The following is a 16,726-nucleotide window of genomic DNA, read 5'->3' as shown; positions in this document are numbered from 1 at the left end:
CCTTATGGGCGAAACGCTATGTTCCGGCAAAAGTCGCGCCATGTGCGGTTTTCGGGGTGGCCGGGCCGATCATCTCTGAGGGGAGGAAACGAGGTCGAGCGATGCCGCCAGGTCTGAACACCGGAGACTCCGCGTGGGTTCTCGTCAGCGCCGCCATGGTGCTGCTCATGACCCCCGGGCTGGCCTTCTTCTACGGCGGCATGGTCCGCGCGCAGAACGTCCTGAGCATCCTCTTCATGAGTTTCGTCTCCATCGCGCTGGTGACGATCGTGTGGTTCGCCTACGGCTACGGCCTGGTCTTCGGCCCGGACGTGGGTGGCGCCGGGCTGATCGGTTTCGGTGACCTGCGCTTCGCCGGCATCGCGCCCGACATGCTGCACGGCCGGGTGCCCACCTACGCCTTCGCGTTGTTCCAGCTCACCTTCGCCATCATCACCGTGGCGCTGATCAGCGGATCGGTCGCCGGGCGGACCCGGCTGGGGCCGTGGATCGTCTTCTCCGTCGTCTGGGTGACGCTGGTGTACTTCCCCATCGCGCACTGGGTGTTCGACCCGGCGGGCTGGATCAGCCGGTGGGGCGTGCTCGACTTCGCCGGCGGCCTGGTCGTGGAGCTCAACTCCGGCATGGCCGGTCTGGCGCTGGCGCTGGCGCTCGGCCCCGGCGTCCGCTTCCGCAGGAAGGAGCCGCCCCAGCCGAGCAACATCCCCCTGGTCATGCTCGGCCTGGGCCTGCTGTGGTTCGGCTGGTTCGGCTTCAACGCCGGTTCGGCCATGGCCGACGGCCGCGTCGCGGTCAACGCGTTCCTGTCCACCATGATCGCCGGGGCGGCCGGCATGCTGACCTGGCTGGTCATCGAATGGGTCAAATCCCGGCGCTTCACCCGGCTCGGCTCCGCCACCGGCGCGCTGGCCGGGCTGGTGGCCATCACGCCCTCCTGCGCCTACGTCAACGCCGAGGGGGCCCTGATCGTGGGCGTCGTCGCCGCCGTCGTCGTGTCGTTCGCCGTCACCTGGAAGCTCGTCCTCGGCTACGACGACACGCTCGACGTGGTCGGCGTCCACGGGGCGGGCGGCGTGGTCGGCGTGGTCCTGCTCGGCCTGCTGTCCACCGGCTTCATCGCCGGCACCTCCAAGGGTCTGCTGTACGGCGGCTCGATCGCCCTGCTGCTCAAGCAGATCGCCGCCGTCGTCGTGGTGGCCCTGTACTCCTTCGTCGTCACCTACCTGATCGGCCGGGTCGTGGACGGGCTGCTGCGGATGAAGGAGAGTGATGCGGAGCAGCTCGCCGGCTCCGACGTGCAGTTCGGAACGCAGGGGTGACGCCCGGCGCCCGGCGTCCGGCGCGCGCGCCGGCCTTCGTCGCCGTCGGCGGCGGTGCCGGTGCGGTCGCCCGCCACCTGCTCACCGAGACCCTGATGGGCGCCTCCCATCCGCTGCCCTGGCCCACGCTCGTGGTCAACACGGCAGGCTGCCTGCTGCTGGGGCTGCTGACCGGCGAACTGACCACTCGTCCGCCGCACAGCCGGTCGTTGCGGATGCTGCTCGGGACGGGGTTCCTGGGCGGGTTCACCACCTTCTCGCATCTGGTGGACGGCGTGCGCGAGCTGACCGTGGGCGGCTCGCCCGGCTGGGCCGCCGTCTACCTCGCGCTCAGCGTCGTCCTGGGGCTGCTGGCCGTCTGGGCCGGGATCACGATCGGCGGGCTCCGGCGGTGATGCTCGTCCTGGCCGTGTTCGTCGGCGGTGTGGCCGGCGCGCCCGCCCGCTTCCTCCTCGACGCCTTCGTCACCCGGCGGGCCGGCTCCGCCCTGCCCTGGGGCACGCTCACCGTCAACGTCATCGGCTCGGCCGTCCTGGGGACGCTGATGGGGATCGCCTCGCGCGCGGCCCTGGCGCACGTGGTGCTGTCGCTGGTGGGCACCGGGTTCTGCGGCGCGCTGACCACGTTCAGCACCTTCAGCGCCGACACCTACCGGCTGCTGAGCGCCGGATCGACCGGCAAGGCGCTGGCCAACATCGCGATGAACGTGATCGCCGGGCTGACCGCCGTCGGTCTCGGCTACCTCCTCGGCCGGGCGATCGGTGTCTGAGCCGCCCGCCCCCTCCCCCGCGGCCAGTGGTCGCCGGGACCCAGGCCCCCGGGCGGGCCGCGCCGTCGCCACCACGGGCGGGCCGCTGTCGGCCAGGCGCGCGCCGAAGGTCCAGCTCCGTCACGGGGAGGGCGACAAACGCCACCTGACCAGCCTGCAGGGGCTGGTCGCGCTGTCCCTGGACGCGCTCAGCTCCGTCGCCTACGGCCCCGAGGCGATCGCCTTGGTGCTGGTCGCCGCCGGCAGTGCCGCGGTCGGCTACACCCTGCCGATCACGCTCGCCATCGCCGCGCTGCTCATCTTGCTGGTGACCTCCTACTGCCAGGTGATCGCCGCCTTTCCCGACGGCGGCGGCTCCTACGCCGTGGCCAAGCAGAGCCTCGGCCCGGCCGTCAGCATCATGGCCGCCGCCGCGCTCGTCGTGGACTACGTGCTCACCGTGGCCGTGAGCCTGGCGGCGGGCGCCGCGAGCCTGGCCTCCGCCTTTCCCGTCCTCGGCGCGCACCTGCTGGAGGTCTGCCTGGCAGGGCTGGCCGTGCTCACCGCGCTCAACCTGTACGGCATCGCCGACAGCGCGCGCGTGCTGGCGGTGCCGGCGCTGCTGTTCATCGTGAGCATCCTCGGCATGGTCGTCGTCGGGCTGGCCCGCCCGCACCCGGCGGCGGTGGTCGGGACGGCGATGCCCCTGCCCGCCTTCGAGGCGCTCAGCGTGCTGCTGATCCTCAAGGCGTTCTCCTCGGGCTGCTCGGCGCTGACCGGGGTGGAGGCCATCGCCAACGGTGTGCCCATGTTCCGCCGGCCGGCGGTGCGCCGGGCGCAGCGGACCGAGTTGATGCTGGGCGTGCTGCTGGGCGTCATGCTGGTGGGGATGGCGCTGCTCATCCGGCGCGAGGAGGTGGTCCCGCGGGCGGGTGTCACCATCCTCGCGCAGCTCACCGCCGGCGCCTACGGCACGGGCTGGCTCTACCTCGCGGTGGGCGTCATCGTCACCCTCGCGCTCGGGCTGGCCGCCAACACCAGCTTCGGGGGCCTGCCGGTGCTGCTGAGCCTGCTGGCCAAGGATCAGCGGCTGCCGCACCTGTTCGCGCTGCGTTCCGAGCGGCCGGTGCACCGCTACGGCGTGGCCGCGGTGGCCGTCCTGGCCGCCGTGCTGCTGATCGCGGTCGGCGCGCAGACCCATCGGCTGATCCCGTTGTTCGCCATCGGGGTGTTCACCGGGTTCACGATCAGCCAGGTGGGGCTCGTGCGCCACTGGGTGCGGCTGCGCCCGGCGCGCTGGCTCGGCAGAGCGCTGCTGAACGGCGTCGGCGCCCTCGCCACGACGGTGGCCACGCTGGTGCTGCTCGTCACGAAGTTCACCGAGGGAGCCTGGGTGGTGCTGGTGGCCGTCCCGGTGCTGATGGGGTTGTTCACCTGGGTGGAGGGCTACTACGGCCGGGTCGGCGCCGCGCTCGGGCTCGGCCGGCCGCAGGCGGTCCCCCACAGCCCCGACGCGGCCGCGCGGCTGGTCATCGTCCCCCTCGGCCCGGAGTCGGCGATCAGCGCCCTGGCCGAGCGGGCGATCAGCGTGGCGCTGGCCTTCGGCGGGGAGGTCGTCGCCGTCGCCGTCTGCGATGCCCGCGAGCAGCGCGACACGCTGCTCGCGGCGTGGCGGCGGTGGGATCCGGGGGTGCGCCTGGAGGTCCTGGACAGCCCCGGCCACACGGTGGTCCGCCCGGTCGTGGCGTACGTGCGGCGTCAGGAGGCGGCCGGCAGGTGGGTCGCCGTGGTGATCCCCCGCATCGAGCCGCCCCATCCCCGCTACCGGCTGCTGCACACCCAGCGCGACCTGCTGCTGGCCGCCTCCCTGCGGGAACACACCGGCGCCGTGGTGTGCTTCCAGCCGTTCCACGTCCGCGGCGGCGCGTCGCCGGGCTGACCTTGGGGTGTGCGCTTGTGCTCACCGGTGGGGTTTCGGTTGGGGTTCCAGGGGTGGTGCGGGGCGACCAACCAGCGGGATCTTTCCGGGCAAAGTGGGTCAATTGGGGCTGGTCAGGGCAGATTTCTGCCGCGAACTGTCAACAGCAGTGGATGTTTCATGTCAGCATTTATGGCATGTATGGGTCATATGGGGCTGTCTTTAATACCCGGGTCCGGTGGGAGGACCACATCCGGCCCCCCGGCCCCCTGACATCGGCCCCCGCTCTGTGAAAGAAGTCGCGCGTTGCGTATCTTGCTGCTCTGCTCCTCCTTCAACGGCCTGTCCCAGCGCGCCTGGCTGGAGCTGCGCCGCGCCGGTCACGACGTGAGCGTCGAGCTCGCGGTCTCCGAGCAGGCGATGGCGGACGCGGCCGAGCTGCACAAACCCGATCTGGTCATCTGCCCGTTCCTGAAGGACCGGGTGCCGGAGCGGCTGTGGCGCGGCCACCGCACGGTGATCATCCACCCGGGGCCGCCCGGGGACCGCGGGCCCTCCTCGCTGGACTGGGCGATCCTGGACGGCGCGGCGGAGTGGGGCGTGACGGCCCTGCAGGCGGTGCAGGAGATGGACGCCGGGCCCATCTGGGGATACCGGACGTTCACCCTGCCGGAGGAGGCGCCGCGCAAGTCGGCGCTGTACAACGGGCCCGTCGCCGACGCGGCGGTGGAACTGGTCGCGGAGGTGGCGCGCAAGGCGGGTGACCCCTCCTTCACCCCGGAGCCGCTGGACTACCGCTCGGCCGAGGTGAAGGGACGGCTGCGCCGGGCGATGCGGCACGCCGACCGGGAGTTCTCCTGGGAGGAGCCGGTGCAGGACGTGCTGCGGCGGGTCCGGGCGGCCGACGGGTCACCCGGGGGGCGGGCCCGGCTGTGCGAGGTGCCGGTGCGGGTGTTCGACGTCTACCGGGGCCCGGACCTGACCGGGACACCGGGGACGGTCGCCGCCCGGCGCGAGGGCGCGGTGCTCGTCCACGCGGGCGAGGGAACGGTATGGGTGGGCCACCTGCGGCTGGAACGCGAGGGCGCGATCAAGCTGCCGGCGGCGATGGCCCTGGGCGACCTGGTGGCGCAGGCGCCGGAGCGGCCGGGCTACAGCGAGATCACCTACGACCGCAGCGAAGGCGTCGGCGTGGTGAGCTTCGACTTCTACAACGGGGCGATGTCCACCGAACAGTGCCGGCGGCTGGCCTCGGCGTTGCGGTACGCGGTCGCGCAGGACACGCGGGTGCTGGTGGTCCGCGGCGGCGAGACGTTCTCCAACGGCATCCATCTCAACGTCATCGACGCCGCGCGCCACCCGGAGCTGGAGGCGTGGATGAACATCAACGCCATCAACACGGTGTGCCGGCAGATCGTGGCGTGTACCGGGCAGCTGGTGGTGACGTCGGTGGGCGGCAACGCGGGCGCCGGAGGCGTCATGATGGGCCTGGGAGCCGATCGGGTCGTCGTACGGGACTCGGTGGTGCTGAACCCGCACTACCGGACGATGGGGTTGTTCGGCAGCGAACTGTGGACCTACACGCTGCCCCGGCGGGTGGGCGCCGAGGCGGCGCTGCGGCTGACCCAGGAGGCGTTGCCGCTGGGCGCCGCCGAGGCGGTCGAGCTGGGGCTGGCCGATCGCGCGCTGGGCGGGTCACGGCTGGACTTCGAACGGCGGGTGCTGGAGTACGCCGAGCGCCTGGCGGCCGACGCGGGCTACGACCGGCTGCTGGCGGGACGCCGGCAGGCGCGGGAGACCGACGAGCGGCGCAAACCCCTGGACGCCTTCCGGGCCGAGGAACTGGCGGAGATGAGCCGCGACATGTTCGACGACGCGAACGGCTTCCGCCAGGCCCGGCGCGACTTCGTGCACAAGGCGAAAGCGCAGGCGACTCCGGAGCATCTGGCGCTTCATCGGGAGTTGTCCGGCGCGTCGGCCCCTGCGGGCGCGGGCGCATCTCATATGTGAGATAAGGTCTCGTGTTGTGGCAGACGATTACCTTGTGCGGATCGGCCGGCTGATCCGGGACGCGCGTCAGCATCGCGGGTGGACGCAGCTCCAGCTCGCGGACGCGCTGGCGACGAGCCAGAGCGCGGTCAACCGGATCGAGCGCGGCAACCAGAACATCAGTCTTGAGATGATCGCCCGCATCGGCGAGGCGCTCGACAGCGAGATCGTCTCCCTCGGCTACGCGGGACCGATGCATCTGCGGGTGGTCGGCGGCCGGCGCCTGTCGGGCAGCATCGACGTCAAGACGTCGAAGAACGCCTGCGTGGCACTCCTGTGCGCTTCCCTGCTCAACTCGGGGCGGACGATCCTGCGCAAGGTGGCGCGGATCGAGGAGGTGTACCGGATCCTGGAGGTGCTCGCGTCCATCGGCGTGCGAGCGCGGTGGATCAACGAGGGCAGCGACCTGGAGATCGTGCCCCCGGCACGCCTGGAGCTGGAGGCGATGGACACCGAGGCCGCCCGCCGCACCCGAAGCGTGATCATGTTCCTCGGGCCGCTGATGCACCGCACGGAGCAGTTCCAGATCCCGTACGCGGGCGGCTGCGACCTGGGCACCCGCACGGTGCAACCGCACATGTCCGCGCTCAAGCACTTCGGCCTCGACATCACCGCGACAGGCGGCTTCTACCACGCGCGCGTGGACCGCGAGGTGTCCCCGTCCCGCCCGATCGTGCTGACCGAACGCGGCGACACGGTGACGGAGAACGCGCTGCTGGCGGCCGCCCGGCACGACGGCGTGACCGTGATCCGCAACGCCTCGTCCAACTACATGGTCCAAGACCTCTGCTTCTTCCTGGAACAACTCGGCGTCCGTGTGGAAGGCGTCGGCACCACGACGCTGACGGTGCACGGCCTGCCCGAGATCGAGCGCGACGTCGACTACTCCCCCTCCGAGGACCCCGTGGAGGCGATGAGCCTGCTGGCCGCGGCGGTGGTGACCTCCTCGGAGCTGACGATCTGCCGCGTCCCGGTGGAGTTCCTGGAGATCGAACTGGCCGTGCTGGAGGAGATGGGCCTCGATCACGATCGGGGCCGGGAATATCCGGCGGCGAACGGGCGTACCCGGCTGGTGGACCTGACGGTGCGGCCGTCGAAGCTGACCTCCCCCATCGACAAGATCCATCCGATGCCGTTCCCCGGACTGAACATCGACAACGTGCCGTTCTTCGCCGCGATCGCGGCGGCGGCGCAGGGCTCGACCCTCATCCACGACTGGGTCTACGACAACCGGGCGATCTACCTGACGGAGCTGACGCGGCTCGGCGCGTCGGTGAAACTGCTGGACCCGCACCGGGTCCTGGTCGAAGGACCGACACGGTGGCGCAGCGCGGAGATGATGTGCCCGCCGGCGCTGCGCCCGGCGGTGGTCGTGCTGCTGGCGATGATGGCCGCCGAAGGCACCTCGGTGCTGCGCAACGTGTACGTGATCAACCGCGGCTATGAAGACCTGGCCGAGCGGCTGAACGCGCTGGGCGCCCGGATCGAGACCTTCCGCGACATCTGACATTTCTGTCGGTGCAGGCCGCTACCGTCTTCCCGTGGATCTTCTTCGGTGTGCGAGGTGAAGGGGGAAACGGGTGCGGCCTGCGGAGCTCGACCGGGTGACGGTGGCGGAGGCGGCTGACCGCTATGTGGAGCTGGTGCGGGCCAAGACGCTGACGGGCGCGTTGTCGCCGTCGACGGCGGAGGTGTACGCGCGGGACGTGGCGACGCTGGTGGCGCTGGCGGGCGAGCGGGTCGTGCTCGACGATCTGACGGGCGAGGACGTGGACGCGATCTTGCTGGCGTTCGCCCGCAAACCCGACGGCCGCACGACACCTGGCGGCCCCTCCGGCACGAGGGCATCGAGCACAGAGGCATCCGGCACCAGGGCGTCGGGCACCAAGGCGTCGGGCACCAGGGCGTCCACCGCGAGGGCGCCGGGCGCGGGGGCGGGTGAGGCCGGAGGTCCGGGTCAGTCGCCGTCCTCACAAGCGCGGTTCCGGCGCTCCATCTCGGCGCTGTTCAAGCACGCGACGCTGGCGGGATGGGTGCAGGTCAACCCGATGACACGTTCGGCGGTGACGGCCAAGGAGCGGGGCGGCCTGCGCCCGCAACGGCGCGCCCTGACCCGGGAGCAGGCACAGGGGCTGATCGGCGCGGCCCGCACGCTGCAGGACGCTCCCCCGGCGCAGGGCAAGCGCCGCGACCAGCGCATGGAGCTGCGGGACGCGGTGATCGTGTTGCTGCTCTCGACGATGGGGCCACGCGTGTCAGAGCTGGTACGCGCCAACGTGGAGGACTTCTTCACCAACGACGGAGTGCGTTACTGGCGGATCTTCGGCAAAGGCGGCCGCACCCGGGACGTGCCGCTGCCCGATGACGTGGCGGTGGTCCTCGGCGCCTACCTGACGCAAGGACGCCCCGCGGTGCAGGACAAGGCGCTGCTGCTGTCGTGGCGAGGGCGCCGGCTGGCCCGCGGAGACGTGCAGGCCGTGATCGACCGCGTGCAGGAACGGGTCGATCCGGACCAGCGGCGGTCGGTGACACCACACGGGCTGCGGCACACGACGGCGACGCACCTGCTGGCGGACGCCGTGGACATGGACGCGGTCCGCCGCGTGCTGGGACACAGCGACCTGTCCACGCTCGGACGCTATCGAGATGAGCTGCCGGGCGAGCTGGAGGTGGCGATGCGGGCGCATCCGCTGCTACGCGGCCAACCGGGCCACTGACGCCCGCCGCCGGCCCCGGTCCTGCCCTCCACTGTCTGCTTCAGAGCAGTGGCCAGGTGCGCAGGGCGGCGTCGGCCATCTCCTGGAGTTCATCGCGGCCGACGCCACTCGCGGCCTGCACGGCGATGCCGAAGGCCAAGGTGGTGACATAGCGGGCCAGGAGCCCCGGATCAGTCTCCGGAGGCAGGCCGCCGTCGTCGACGGCCCGCTGGAACCGCTCCCGGACGCGGGAGCAGCCGTCGTTGCGCCAGGCGACGAGAAGGTCACGCACTTCACGCCCGGAGTCGCCGGCGGCCAGGGCGCCCTGCACACCCAGGCACCCGTGAGGATGGGCCGGGCGGGTGGTGGTCCGAACGACGCCGGCCAGGATCGCGGTGGCGACGCCGAGGGCGGTCGGCTCCTCCAGGGCCCGGGCCAGGTATGCGCTCGGGCCTTCGGTGTAACGCTCCAGGGCCTTGCTGAACAGCTCTTCCTTGTTGCCGAAGGCCGCGTACATGCTTTTGGCGGAGATGCCCATCGCCTCGGTCAGTTTGGCCAGGCTGGCCCCCTCGTAGCCATGCCCCCAGAAGACCAGCATGGCGCGCTCGAGAGCGTCGTCGACGTCGAATCCTCGCGGTCGGCCGATGGGGCCGCTCTGGTTGGTCTCCACCTTCGCAGCCTACTCCCTTCTGCAGCGATCGCTGCAGAAGTGCTACCGTTCTACTTCCGCAGCGATCGCTGCAGAAATAGAACGAGGTTGTTCACATGGGACTACTTGCGGGAAAGACCGCTCTCGTCACCGGCGGCAGCACCGGAATCGGCCTGGCCACTGCCGTACGGCTGGCGGCCGAGGGCGCACACGTGTTCATCACCGGCCGGCGCGAGACCGAACTCGACGCGGCCGTCGAAGTGATCGGTTCAGCGGCCACCGCGGTGATCGGCGACATCTCGGAACCAGCCGACCTGGACCGGCTCTACACCATGATCCGCAGCCGGGGACAGGGCTTGGACGTCCTGTTCGCCAATGCCTCCGTCGCCGCGTTCGCGCCGCTTGAGCAGGTCACCGACGAGCACTTCGACACCCTCTTCGGCATCAACGTCCGGGGCACCCTGTTCACCGTCCAAAAGGCGCTGCCCCTGCTCAACGACGGCGCCTCGGTGATCCTGAACGGCTCCACCAACGTGGACGTCGGCGCGGCGGCGTTCGGCGTGTACGCGGCGACCAAAGCCGCCACCCGATCGTTCGCCCGGACCTGGGCCAACGAACTCAAAGGACGCGGCATCCGGGTCAACACCATCACGCCCGGCCCGACCGACACCCCGGGCCTGTCCGGGCTCGCGCCCGACCCGGAACAGGCCGCCGGCCTCAAGCAACACCTGGCCGCACGGGTACCGCTGGGCCGGCTCGGGCGCCCGGAGGAGATCGCCGCCGCCGTGACCTTCCTCGCCTCCGAGCAGAGCAGCTTCATCACCGGTTCGAGCCTGTACGTCGACGGCGGCCTGAACCAGATCTGAGTTCCACGGCCGCACCTCCGGCGAGGACGGCACCCTGCCGGCCGGGCTCGCTCAGGCGGGCGAGCCCGGCAGCCTCGATCGCCGGCCGGCCACGATCAGGGCGACCCATCACCCTGATCAAGAAACGATTCCGACGTGCACCCCATCAGCCGCGTCCTCGGACGAGCGAAGCCACGCCAGCCGGCGGCGCAATAATCTCACCCAGACATCGAGGTAAGCATCCATGACCGTAATCGGCATCATCGGCGCAGGTGAGGTCGGTAGCCAGATCGCACGTGCGGCGATCGCGAACGGCTACGACGTCGTCATCGCCAATTCACGAGGACCCGAGACGCTGAAAGACCTCATGGACGAGCTCGGCCCCTCAGCACGCGCCGCAACCGCCGCCGGCGCCGCTGCCGCCGGTGAGTTCGCCATCGTGGCGGTCCCCCTCAAGGTGACCAACGACATGCCTGCGGAGGAGCTGGCAGGCAAGATCGTGCTTGACACGAACAACTACATGGCCTGGCGCGACGGCCATATCCCGGTCATCGACTCGGGCGAGAAGACCGTCCATGAGCTACGCCAAGAGCACCTTCCCCGATCCAAGGTCGTCAAGGCCTTCACCCACATCCAAGCCCCCCGCATCACCACCGCGGGTAAAGCGGCGGGCACCCCCGGCCGTCTGGCGCTGTCGACCTCGAGCGACCTTCCCGAAGCCGTGGAACTCGTGAGGCGACTGTACGATCAGTTCGGGTTCGACACCGTCGACAACAGCCCGCTCAGCGAGTCGTGGCGCAGCGGTCCCGGTCAACCCGCGTGGATCGCGCACGAGCACCAGACCCATGCCGAACTGATCGCCAACCTCGCCAGGGCGCGACGGATCATCTTGAGGTGAGTCTGCCCCTGGAGCCGACCTCCGCCACGACCTGCAGCCCGCACCAGCTCTGGATCAGCAGCTCCACCACACCATCGATCATCTCCGCCTTTGCCACCCGGCAAGGTCAGCCCGATCGGCTCAGGCGCTGCGGCGAAGCCGGACGAGTACAGGCGCATCGCCCGAGCCCGGCCTTCTCCGATGCTCCCTCGAACAGGTGACCCCACCCGGGACAGAGGGGCCGACAGCTGATCTCTGGAACACAATTTCGCCTGGACACGCTGCGTAGTTGACCTGATACTACTCGTGTACGCCCCCCGAACGTCGCCCCACGGCCCCCGCGAACTCACCCAGAGCAGCAGGACCTTCCTCTTCGTGCTGCCCTGATCGCGCGCCGGGAGGCGACCGGACACAAGGAGCAGTCATGAAGCTGAACCCGATCGCAGCCGCCGCCCTCGCCACCGTCGCCACCGCCACCTGCCTGGTGGCGGTAGGGGTGGCGACCGGCGGCACCGCCTCCAGCGCGGCGGCCGCCAGCGCTCTCCCTCCCGGCTACCAGCTCGTGACCCTGCCCAACGCCAACGTCCCGAACTTCCAGCGCCGCACCCTGTACTGCCCCGGCAGCAAGAGGGTGCTCGGCGGCGGAGCAGAAGCCCGGGGCAACGACGCCATCCTGGTCGGCTCCTTCCCCACCGATGACGGCCGCGGCTGGATCGGGCTCGGCCGCCAGACCAAATACAGCGACGTCGGCATCAGCGTCTTCGCCATCTGCGCCGACTGACCGCCCCTGACGCGCGTGGGGACGGAGCGAGGTCACCGGCGGCAACAAGCCGTCCACCCCCGCTCTGACCCCACGCACGCGCAAGGCCCCGCCAGCGGATTGCCGTCCACCGCCGGCCCGAACCCGGACCCCACACACGCACAAAGCCCCAGCCCCTGGGGGGCCGGCACCGGCGGGCGCAACCGTCTCAGGTGGGAGCGGGAGCGGAGCGGACGGCCAGATGATCCAGCGAGATGCCGAGCACGTCGGCGAGCGCCGCGATCGTGAAGAACGCGGGCGTCGCGATCCGGCCCGTCTCGATCTTGCGCAGCGTTTCGGCGGACATACCGGCCTCGGCGGCGACGTCGACGATGCTGCGCCCGCCCCGAGCCTGCCGCAACACCACCCCGAGCTGCTCACCACGGAGCCGCTCCTCGGGGGTCAGCGGAGGACGCACCATGGCACCACCCTATACCCGGGATACAAATACCGGTGCAGACCCGCGCCCGGCCCCCTGGGGATACGAACCGAAGCGTGATTGCATGGAACGCGTAACGGCTCGCCACCCCCCACACCGGCAGAAGGTGACGGCACCATGCCCAGCGAGACCAGCCCGGACCACGGCGACCGCGCGGCGACGTCCGCCCTCATCGACGAAGCACTCGGGTTCGTGTACCCGGCCGCGCTCCGGGCCGCGGCGGCCACCGGCGTGGCCGACCTGCTCGCCGGCGGACCACGCACGGTCACGGACCTGGCCCAGGCCGCCGGCGTCAAGGAGCGAAGCCTGCTCAGGGTCCTGCGCGTGCTGGCCACCCGCGGCATCTTCGAAGAGCACACCGACGGCCGGTTCGGACTCACCACACTCGGGCAGGCACTGCGCTCCGACGCGCCCCTGTCGGCGCGGCCCGCGGTCCTCATGCTCACCGACCGCAGCCTGTGGCAGCCCAGCGGCGAGCTCGAACGCTGCCTGAACAAAGGCGGCCCCATCTTCGACGACCTGTTCGGCATGTCCTTCTTCGACTACGTCGCCCGCGACGACCGCACCGCGGCGGCCTTCCACCACGGCATGGCGGCCTTCTCCGACCAGGAGAACGCACCCATCGCCGCCTCCTACGACTTCCCCCAGCAGGGAGTCGTGGCCGACCTGGGCGGCGGACACGGCGGCTTCCTGCTGGAGGTGCTGCGCCGCCGGCCCGCCCTGCACGGCGTCCTGTTCGACGAAGCCCACGTGGTGGCCGGGCACCGGCTGGACGTCGAGGACGTCAAGGGCCGCTGGCAGGCGACTCCAGGCGACTTCTTCACCGACGTGCCGACCGCCGACGTCTACCTCATCAAGCGCATCCTGCACGACTGGGACGACGACCAATGCGTGACCATCCTGCGCAACTGCCGCAGGGCCATGACGACCGGCGGCCGCATCCTGATCGTGGACGCGGTCATCCCGCGCGGCAACGACCCCCACCAGGCCAAGACCCTGGACCTGCTGCTGATGGCCTCCTTCCCCGGCCGGGAACGCACCGAGGCCGAGTTCACCCGGCTGCTGGACGCGGCGGAGCTGCAGTTGACCCGGATCGTGGCCACCGGCACCGTGCTGTCCATCGTGGAGGCCACGGCGCGCGGACACACAGAAGCGGACACCTGAGCGGACACACACCAGAGGACGGGGACACACGCCAGCCGACACGCCTTGCGCCCGCGAGGCCCCGCCGGGTCACGCCTCGCCGTCGTGCCGGAGGGCGTTGGCCTCGACCGCCTCGCGAAAATAGGAGGCCAGACCCGGGGCGACGGCATCGTAGGTGGCGCAGAAGCGGGGATCGTCGACGTACAGGTCGGCCAGACAGCGGTGGAGATCGTAGCCACAGTCGTGAAACCAGCGGACGATGTGAACGCGATGCCGCTCGGCCAGATCCATCGCGGCCCGGCCGCCGGCGGGCACACCCGCCTCACGAGCGGCGACCAGCTCCACCATGACCGCATCGGCCTCGGCTTGGAGCCGCACCCAGTCCGCCTTGGTGTAACCGGCGGCACGGCGGCGGCTCTCGGCGTACTCGGCGGTCTCCCCCCACCGCTGTTCGACCTCGGGCTCATACTCTTCCGGACGAAATCCCCCGAAAATCTCCAACCGCTCCTCAGGGGTGAGGGCGATGCCCAGCGTACGAGCCTGCATGGCGCGTTCGACGGCCGCGATCACCTCCTGCAGGCGCTCGGCCTTACGGGTCAGCAGCTCATGCTGGCGGCGCAGATGGGTGAGGTCGTCGATGACGGGCTCATCGAGGATGACGGCGATCTCCTCCAAACCGAAACCCAGCTCGCGATACAGCAGAATCTGCTGCAGACGCGTCAGATCGGCATCGGCGTAACGACGGTAACCCGCAGCGGTGCGCTCCCCGGGAGTCAGCAGCCCGATCCCGTCATAGTGGTGCAGGGTACGCACGGTGATACCGGCCAGCCTGGCGACCTGTCCCACGGAGAAGCTCATGGCCCCAGCTTGCCGGGTGACCCCACCCAAAGGTCAAACCCGTGCAACTCTCCCTCCGCGGACAGCCCATCCTTAACACGTGGACAACGAATTGCTGCCGATCGGGCAGTTCGCGCGGCTCAGCCGGTTGAGCGTCAAACAACTACGGCACTACGACGAGATCGGACTGCTGCGCCCGGCCCACGTGGACGACCAGACGGGCTACCGGTACTACCGCGCCTCACAAGCGCGCCAAGCACTGTCGATCGGCTTACTGCGGTCGATGGACGTACCCCTGCCCATCGTGGCACAGGTCCTCGCCGGAACACCCGCAGCACTGGCATCGGTACGCGACGACCTGGAAGCCGAACTCGACCGCCGCCGGCACACCCTCGCGTCACTGGAACAGGTGATGCGGCAAGGCCTGCCGGCGACCCCCGTGCGAAAAGTACACGAACCGCCCCTGCAAGTCGCCCTGGTACACGAAAACGCGGCCGGACCCCGCGACATAGGCCGAGCGACATCCGCCGCCGTGGCACGGGTGCTGCGCCACACCAGCGCCAGACCCGGCGGACCCGGCGGACCCGGCGGAGTGCGGCTCATCGGCCTGTTCCCCGTGGACCTCGGCGACATCATCGACGTGGCGGTCGCCATCGTCCTGGACCCCGACGCCACCCGCCCCGAGACGAAGACCCAGGCAGAGACAGGAACCGAGATACGGGAACTGGCCGGAGGCCCCTTCGCCCGCGCCACCCATATCGGCCCCTACGACCACATCCCGCTCACCACACACGCCCTGCTGGCCTGGTGCGCCGAGCGACGGCTCCCCATACGCGGCCCCCTGCGCGAGGTGTACGTCTCCGACCCCGCCCGCACCCCGCCCGAGCAGTTGACCACCCACCTGATGATCCCCCTGGAGGAGGACTCATGACCCGCCCGAACATCACGACCTGAGCGAGCCGGACGACGCCGGACCCGAAAACCCGAACCCGACGCCCTCCCCGCCATTCCGGCACGCTCACCCAGGCGACGGCGCCCCAGCCCTGTCACGCAACCACCGCTCGAACTCCACGGCCACGATGCGCTCATCATGCACACCCGCCGCCTCCCCCGACGCCAGCCACACGATGGGCGGCCCCATCACCGCAGCATCCAGAAACGAGCGCCCCTCAGCCAGCGCCTCCACGGGCAACATCCCCGTCACCGTCGCACCCCCCGGCAGCAGCACATTCACGGTCACACCCGTGCCCCGCAGATCGGCGGCCATGACCCGCGACAACGCCTCACTACCGGCCCGCGACGGCCCATAAGGCACGAACCCGGCCCGGCACATCGTCGCCTGACTCACCGAAACATTGACGACCCGGCCACCCCCCGCCGCCAGCATCCGCGGCACGACCTCCCGCGCCACCAGGAAATAGCCGACCAGATTAGTCTCGACGACCGCACGAAACCCGTCGACCGGCACCTCCCAAAAGCCCCGTGGCTCCGTCATGAAACCCGGATTGACCGTCCGCATGCCGATCCCGGCGTTGTTCACCAGCAGGTCGACACCCCCGAGCCGCGACCACACCTCATCGACCGCCCTGGCCACCGACGACTCCTCCCGCACGTCCATCTCGACCCCCACCGCCCCCGGCAACCCCGCGGCGACCGAGCTCGCCCGCCCGCCCGAGCGGCCCGTCAGCGCGACCGCCGCCCCCGCCTCGGCCAAAGCCGAGGCCATGGCGTACCCCAGCCCGCTCGTCCCGCCCGTCACCAATACCTTCACCTGTCGCACCGTCGAAGTGTTCATGACCACCGACGCTACGATTGAGAGCGTGCTCGAAGTCAACCCGCCACCGGCATCCGGCCCCCAGACGGGCCTGAGCATCGCCGAGGCCGCCCGCCGCACCGGCGTCAGCGCGCACACCCTGCGCTACTACGAACGCGCCGGCCTGGTCGTCACCACCGTCGACCGCACCGCAGGCGGCCGAAGACGCTACCAGCAGCTCGACCTGGACTGGATCACCGTCTGCACCAGGCTGCGGGCCACCGGTATGCCCATCAAGACCATCCGGCGCTACGCCGAGCTCGTCTCCGCCGGGCACGGCAACGAAGCCGAACGCCTCGCCCTGATGGAGGCCCACCGCGCCGACGTGGCGGCCAAGCTCGCCGAGATCCACGAGAACCTCGAACTCATCGACCACAAGATCGGCGTCTACCGGGGCCGGCTCGCCGCCGGCGACGCCGACCGGCTGTGGGCGCCCAACCGCAACGCGGATCCCCGCTGAGGTTGTTGGTTCGTGGGCATTTTTCAGCATGCTGAAAAATGCCCACGTCCGACGCCCTTTACATTTTAGATAACGGTAATCCGCCCCCCCCAGCCGCCAAGCCCGCACCCCCCCAACCCCCCCCCCGGTCACCA

17 protein-coding genes are annotated in these 16,726 nt (G+C 70.5%); 13 read left to right on the top strand and 4 right to left on the bottom strand.

The window, feature by feature from the left end:
• The first annotated feature begins 101 nt into the window (after positions 1 to 101).
• From ACWD0F_RS43130 to ACWD0F_RS43100, 7 genes are all read left to right on the top strand, one after another.
• Positions 102 to 1,319, top strand: coding sequence for an ammonium transporter (locus ACWD0F_RS43130; RefSeq protein WP_449887542.1), 1,218 nt, complete (start codon positions 102 to 104; stop codon positions 1,317 to 1,319).
• Positions 1,316 to 1,714, top strand: coding sequence for a fluoride efflux transporter FluC (locus ACWD0F_RS43125; protein ID WP_449887540.1), 399 nt, complete (start codon positions 1,316 to 1,318; stop codon positions 1,712 to 1,714). Before ACWD0F_RS43130 ends, ACWD0F_RS43125 begins: the two co-directional genes overlap by 4 nt.
• Complete coding sequence (crcB, locus tag ACWD0F_RS43120) at positions 1,714 to 2,088, top strand: fluoride efflux transporter CrcB (RefSeq protein WP_449887671.1); 375 nt, start codon at positions 1,714 to 1,716, stop codon at positions 2,086 to 2,088. The genes ACWD0F_RS43125 and crcB overlap by 1 nt, the downstream gene beginning before the upstream one ends.
• Entirely contained in the window at positions 2,081 to 4,006 is a 1,926-nt protein-coding gene (locus ACWD0F_RS43115) for an APC family permease (protein WP_449887538.1), read from the top strand. Before crcB ends, ACWD0F_RS43115 begins: the two co-directional genes overlap by 8 nt.
• A 285-nt stretch (positions 4,007 to 4,291) precedes the next feature.
• Positions 4,292 to 5,995, top strand: coding sequence for an enoyl-CoA hydratase-related protein (locus tag ACWD0F_RS43110; protein ID WP_449887536.1), 1,704 nt, complete (start codon positions 4,292 to 4,294; stop codon positions 5,993 to 5,995).
• A 16-nt stretch (positions 5,996 to 6,011) separates the two neighbouring features.
• On the top strand, positions 6,012 to 7,541 hold the full coding sequence (locus ACWD0F_RS43105) for a helix-turn-helix domain-containing protein (RefSeq protein WP_449887534.1): 1,530 nt from the start codon (positions 6,012 to 6,014) through the stop codon (positions 7,539 to 7,541).
• Positions 7,542 to 7,614: 73 nt separating this feature from the next.
• A complete protein-coding gene (locus ACWD0F_RS43100) occupies positions 7,615 to 8,751 on the top strand; it encodes a tyrosine-type recombinase/integrase (protein ID WP_449887532.1) in 1,137 nt (378 codons plus the stop codon).
• A 40-nt stretch (positions 8,752 to 8,791) separates the two neighbouring features.
• Here ACWD0F_RS43100 and ACWD0F_RS43095 read toward each other — a convergent pair whose 3' ends face one another.
• Positions 8,792 to 9,400, bottom strand: coding sequence for a TetR/AcrR family transcriptional regulator (locus ACWD0F_RS43095; protein WP_449887530.1), 609 nt, complete (start codon positions 9,398 to 9,400; stop codon positions 8,792 to 8,794).
• A gap of 95 nt (positions 9,401 to 9,495) precedes the next feature.
• Between ACWD0F_RS43095 and ACWD0F_RS43090 the strand changes: the two genes are divergently transcribed.
• The 3 genes from ACWD0F_RS43090 (at position 9,496) to ACWD0F_RS43080 (ending at position 11,882) form a co-directional block, all read left to right on the top strand.
• The gene (locus ACWD0F_RS43090) at positions 9,496 to 10,245 is read left to right on the top strand and encodes an SDR family oxidoreductase (protein WP_449887528.1); all 750 of its coding nucleotides are present in this window, start codon (positions 9,496 to 9,498) and stop codon (positions 10,243 to 10,245) included.
• Between the two features lie 223 nt (positions 10,246 to 10,468).
• Positions 10,469 to 11,122 carry an NADPH-dependent F420 reductase gene (locus tag ACWD0F_RS43085; protein ID WP_449887526.1) on the top strand — a complete coding sequence of 218 codons (654 nt, stop codon included), beginning with the start codon at positions 10,469 to 10,471 and terminating at the stop codon, positions 11,120 to 11,122.
• A gap of 403 nt (positions 11,123 to 11,525) precedes the next feature.
• The gene (locus tag ACWD0F_RS43080; RefSeq protein ID WP_449887524.1) at positions 11,526 to 11,882 is read left to right on the top strand and encodes a hypothetical protein; all 357 of its coding nucleotides are present in this window, start codon (positions 11,526 to 11,528) and stop codon (positions 11,880 to 11,882) included.
• A gap of 187 nt (positions 11,883 to 12,069) precedes the next feature.
• Here ACWD0F_RS43080 and ACWD0F_RS43075 read toward each other — a convergent pair whose 3' ends face one another.
• Positions 12,070 to 12,321, bottom strand: a complete 252-nt coding sequence (locus ACWD0F_RS43075; protein WP_449887522.1) for a helix-turn-helix domain-containing protein — start codon at positions 12,319 to 12,321, stop codon at positions 12,070 to 12,072.
• 135 nt (positions 12,322 to 12,456) lie between these two features.
• Between ACWD0F_RS43075 and ACWD0F_RS43070 the strand changes: the two genes are divergently transcribed.
• The gene (locus ACWD0F_RS43070) at positions 12,457 to 13,503 is read left to right on the top strand and encodes a methyltransferase (protein ID WP_449887520.1); all 1,047 of its coding nucleotides are present in this window, start codon (positions 12,457 to 12,459) and stop codon (positions 13,501 to 13,503) included.
• Positions 13,504 to 13,572: 69 nt separating this feature from the next.
• Here the strand turns inward: ACWD0F_RS43070 and ACWD0F_RS43065 are convergent, their stop codons facing one another.
• A complete protein-coding gene (locus ACWD0F_RS43065) occupies positions 13,573 to 14,328 on the bottom strand; it encodes a MerR family transcriptional regulator (RefSeq protein ID WP_449887518.1) in 756 nt (251 codons plus the stop codon).
• A 91-nt stretch (positions 14,329 to 14,419) separates the two neighbouring features.
• Between ACWD0F_RS43065 and ACWD0F_RS43060 the strand changes: the two genes are divergently transcribed.
• Positions 14,420 to 15,250 carry a MerR family transcriptional regulator gene (locus ACWD0F_RS43060; protein WP_449887516.1) on the top strand — a complete coding sequence of 277 codons (831 nt, stop codon included), beginning with the start codon at positions 14,420 to 14,422 and terminating at the stop codon, positions 15,248 to 15,250.
• Between the two features lie 87 nt (positions 15,251 to 15,337).
• Here the strand turns inward: ACWD0F_RS43060 and ACWD0F_RS43055 are convergent, their stop codons facing one another.
• Complete coding sequence (locus ACWD0F_RS43055; RefSeq protein ID WP_449887514.1) at positions 15,338 to 16,114, bottom strand: SDR family oxidoreductase; 777 nt, start codon at positions 16,112 to 16,114, stop codon at positions 15,338 to 15,340.
• On the opposite strand from ACWD0F_RS43055, the gene ACWD0F_RS43050 reads away from it, so the two are divergent.
• Complete coding sequence (locus tag ACWD0F_RS43050) at positions 16,113 to 16,592, top strand: MerR family transcriptional regulator (RefSeq protein ID WP_449887512.1); 480 nt, start codon at positions 16,113 to 16,115, stop codon at positions 16,590 to 16,592. The two genes, ACWD0F_RS43055 and ACWD0F_RS43050, sit on opposite strands and share 2 nt — an antisense overlap.
• Positions 16,593 to 16,726: the final 134 nt, after the last annotated feature.

It is taken from the genome of Nonomuraea sp. NPDC002799 (assembly GCF_053592075.1).
The sequence above is the reverse complement of the archived record's forward strand: the minus strand, read 5'-3'. Positions and strand labels throughout refer to the sequence as shown.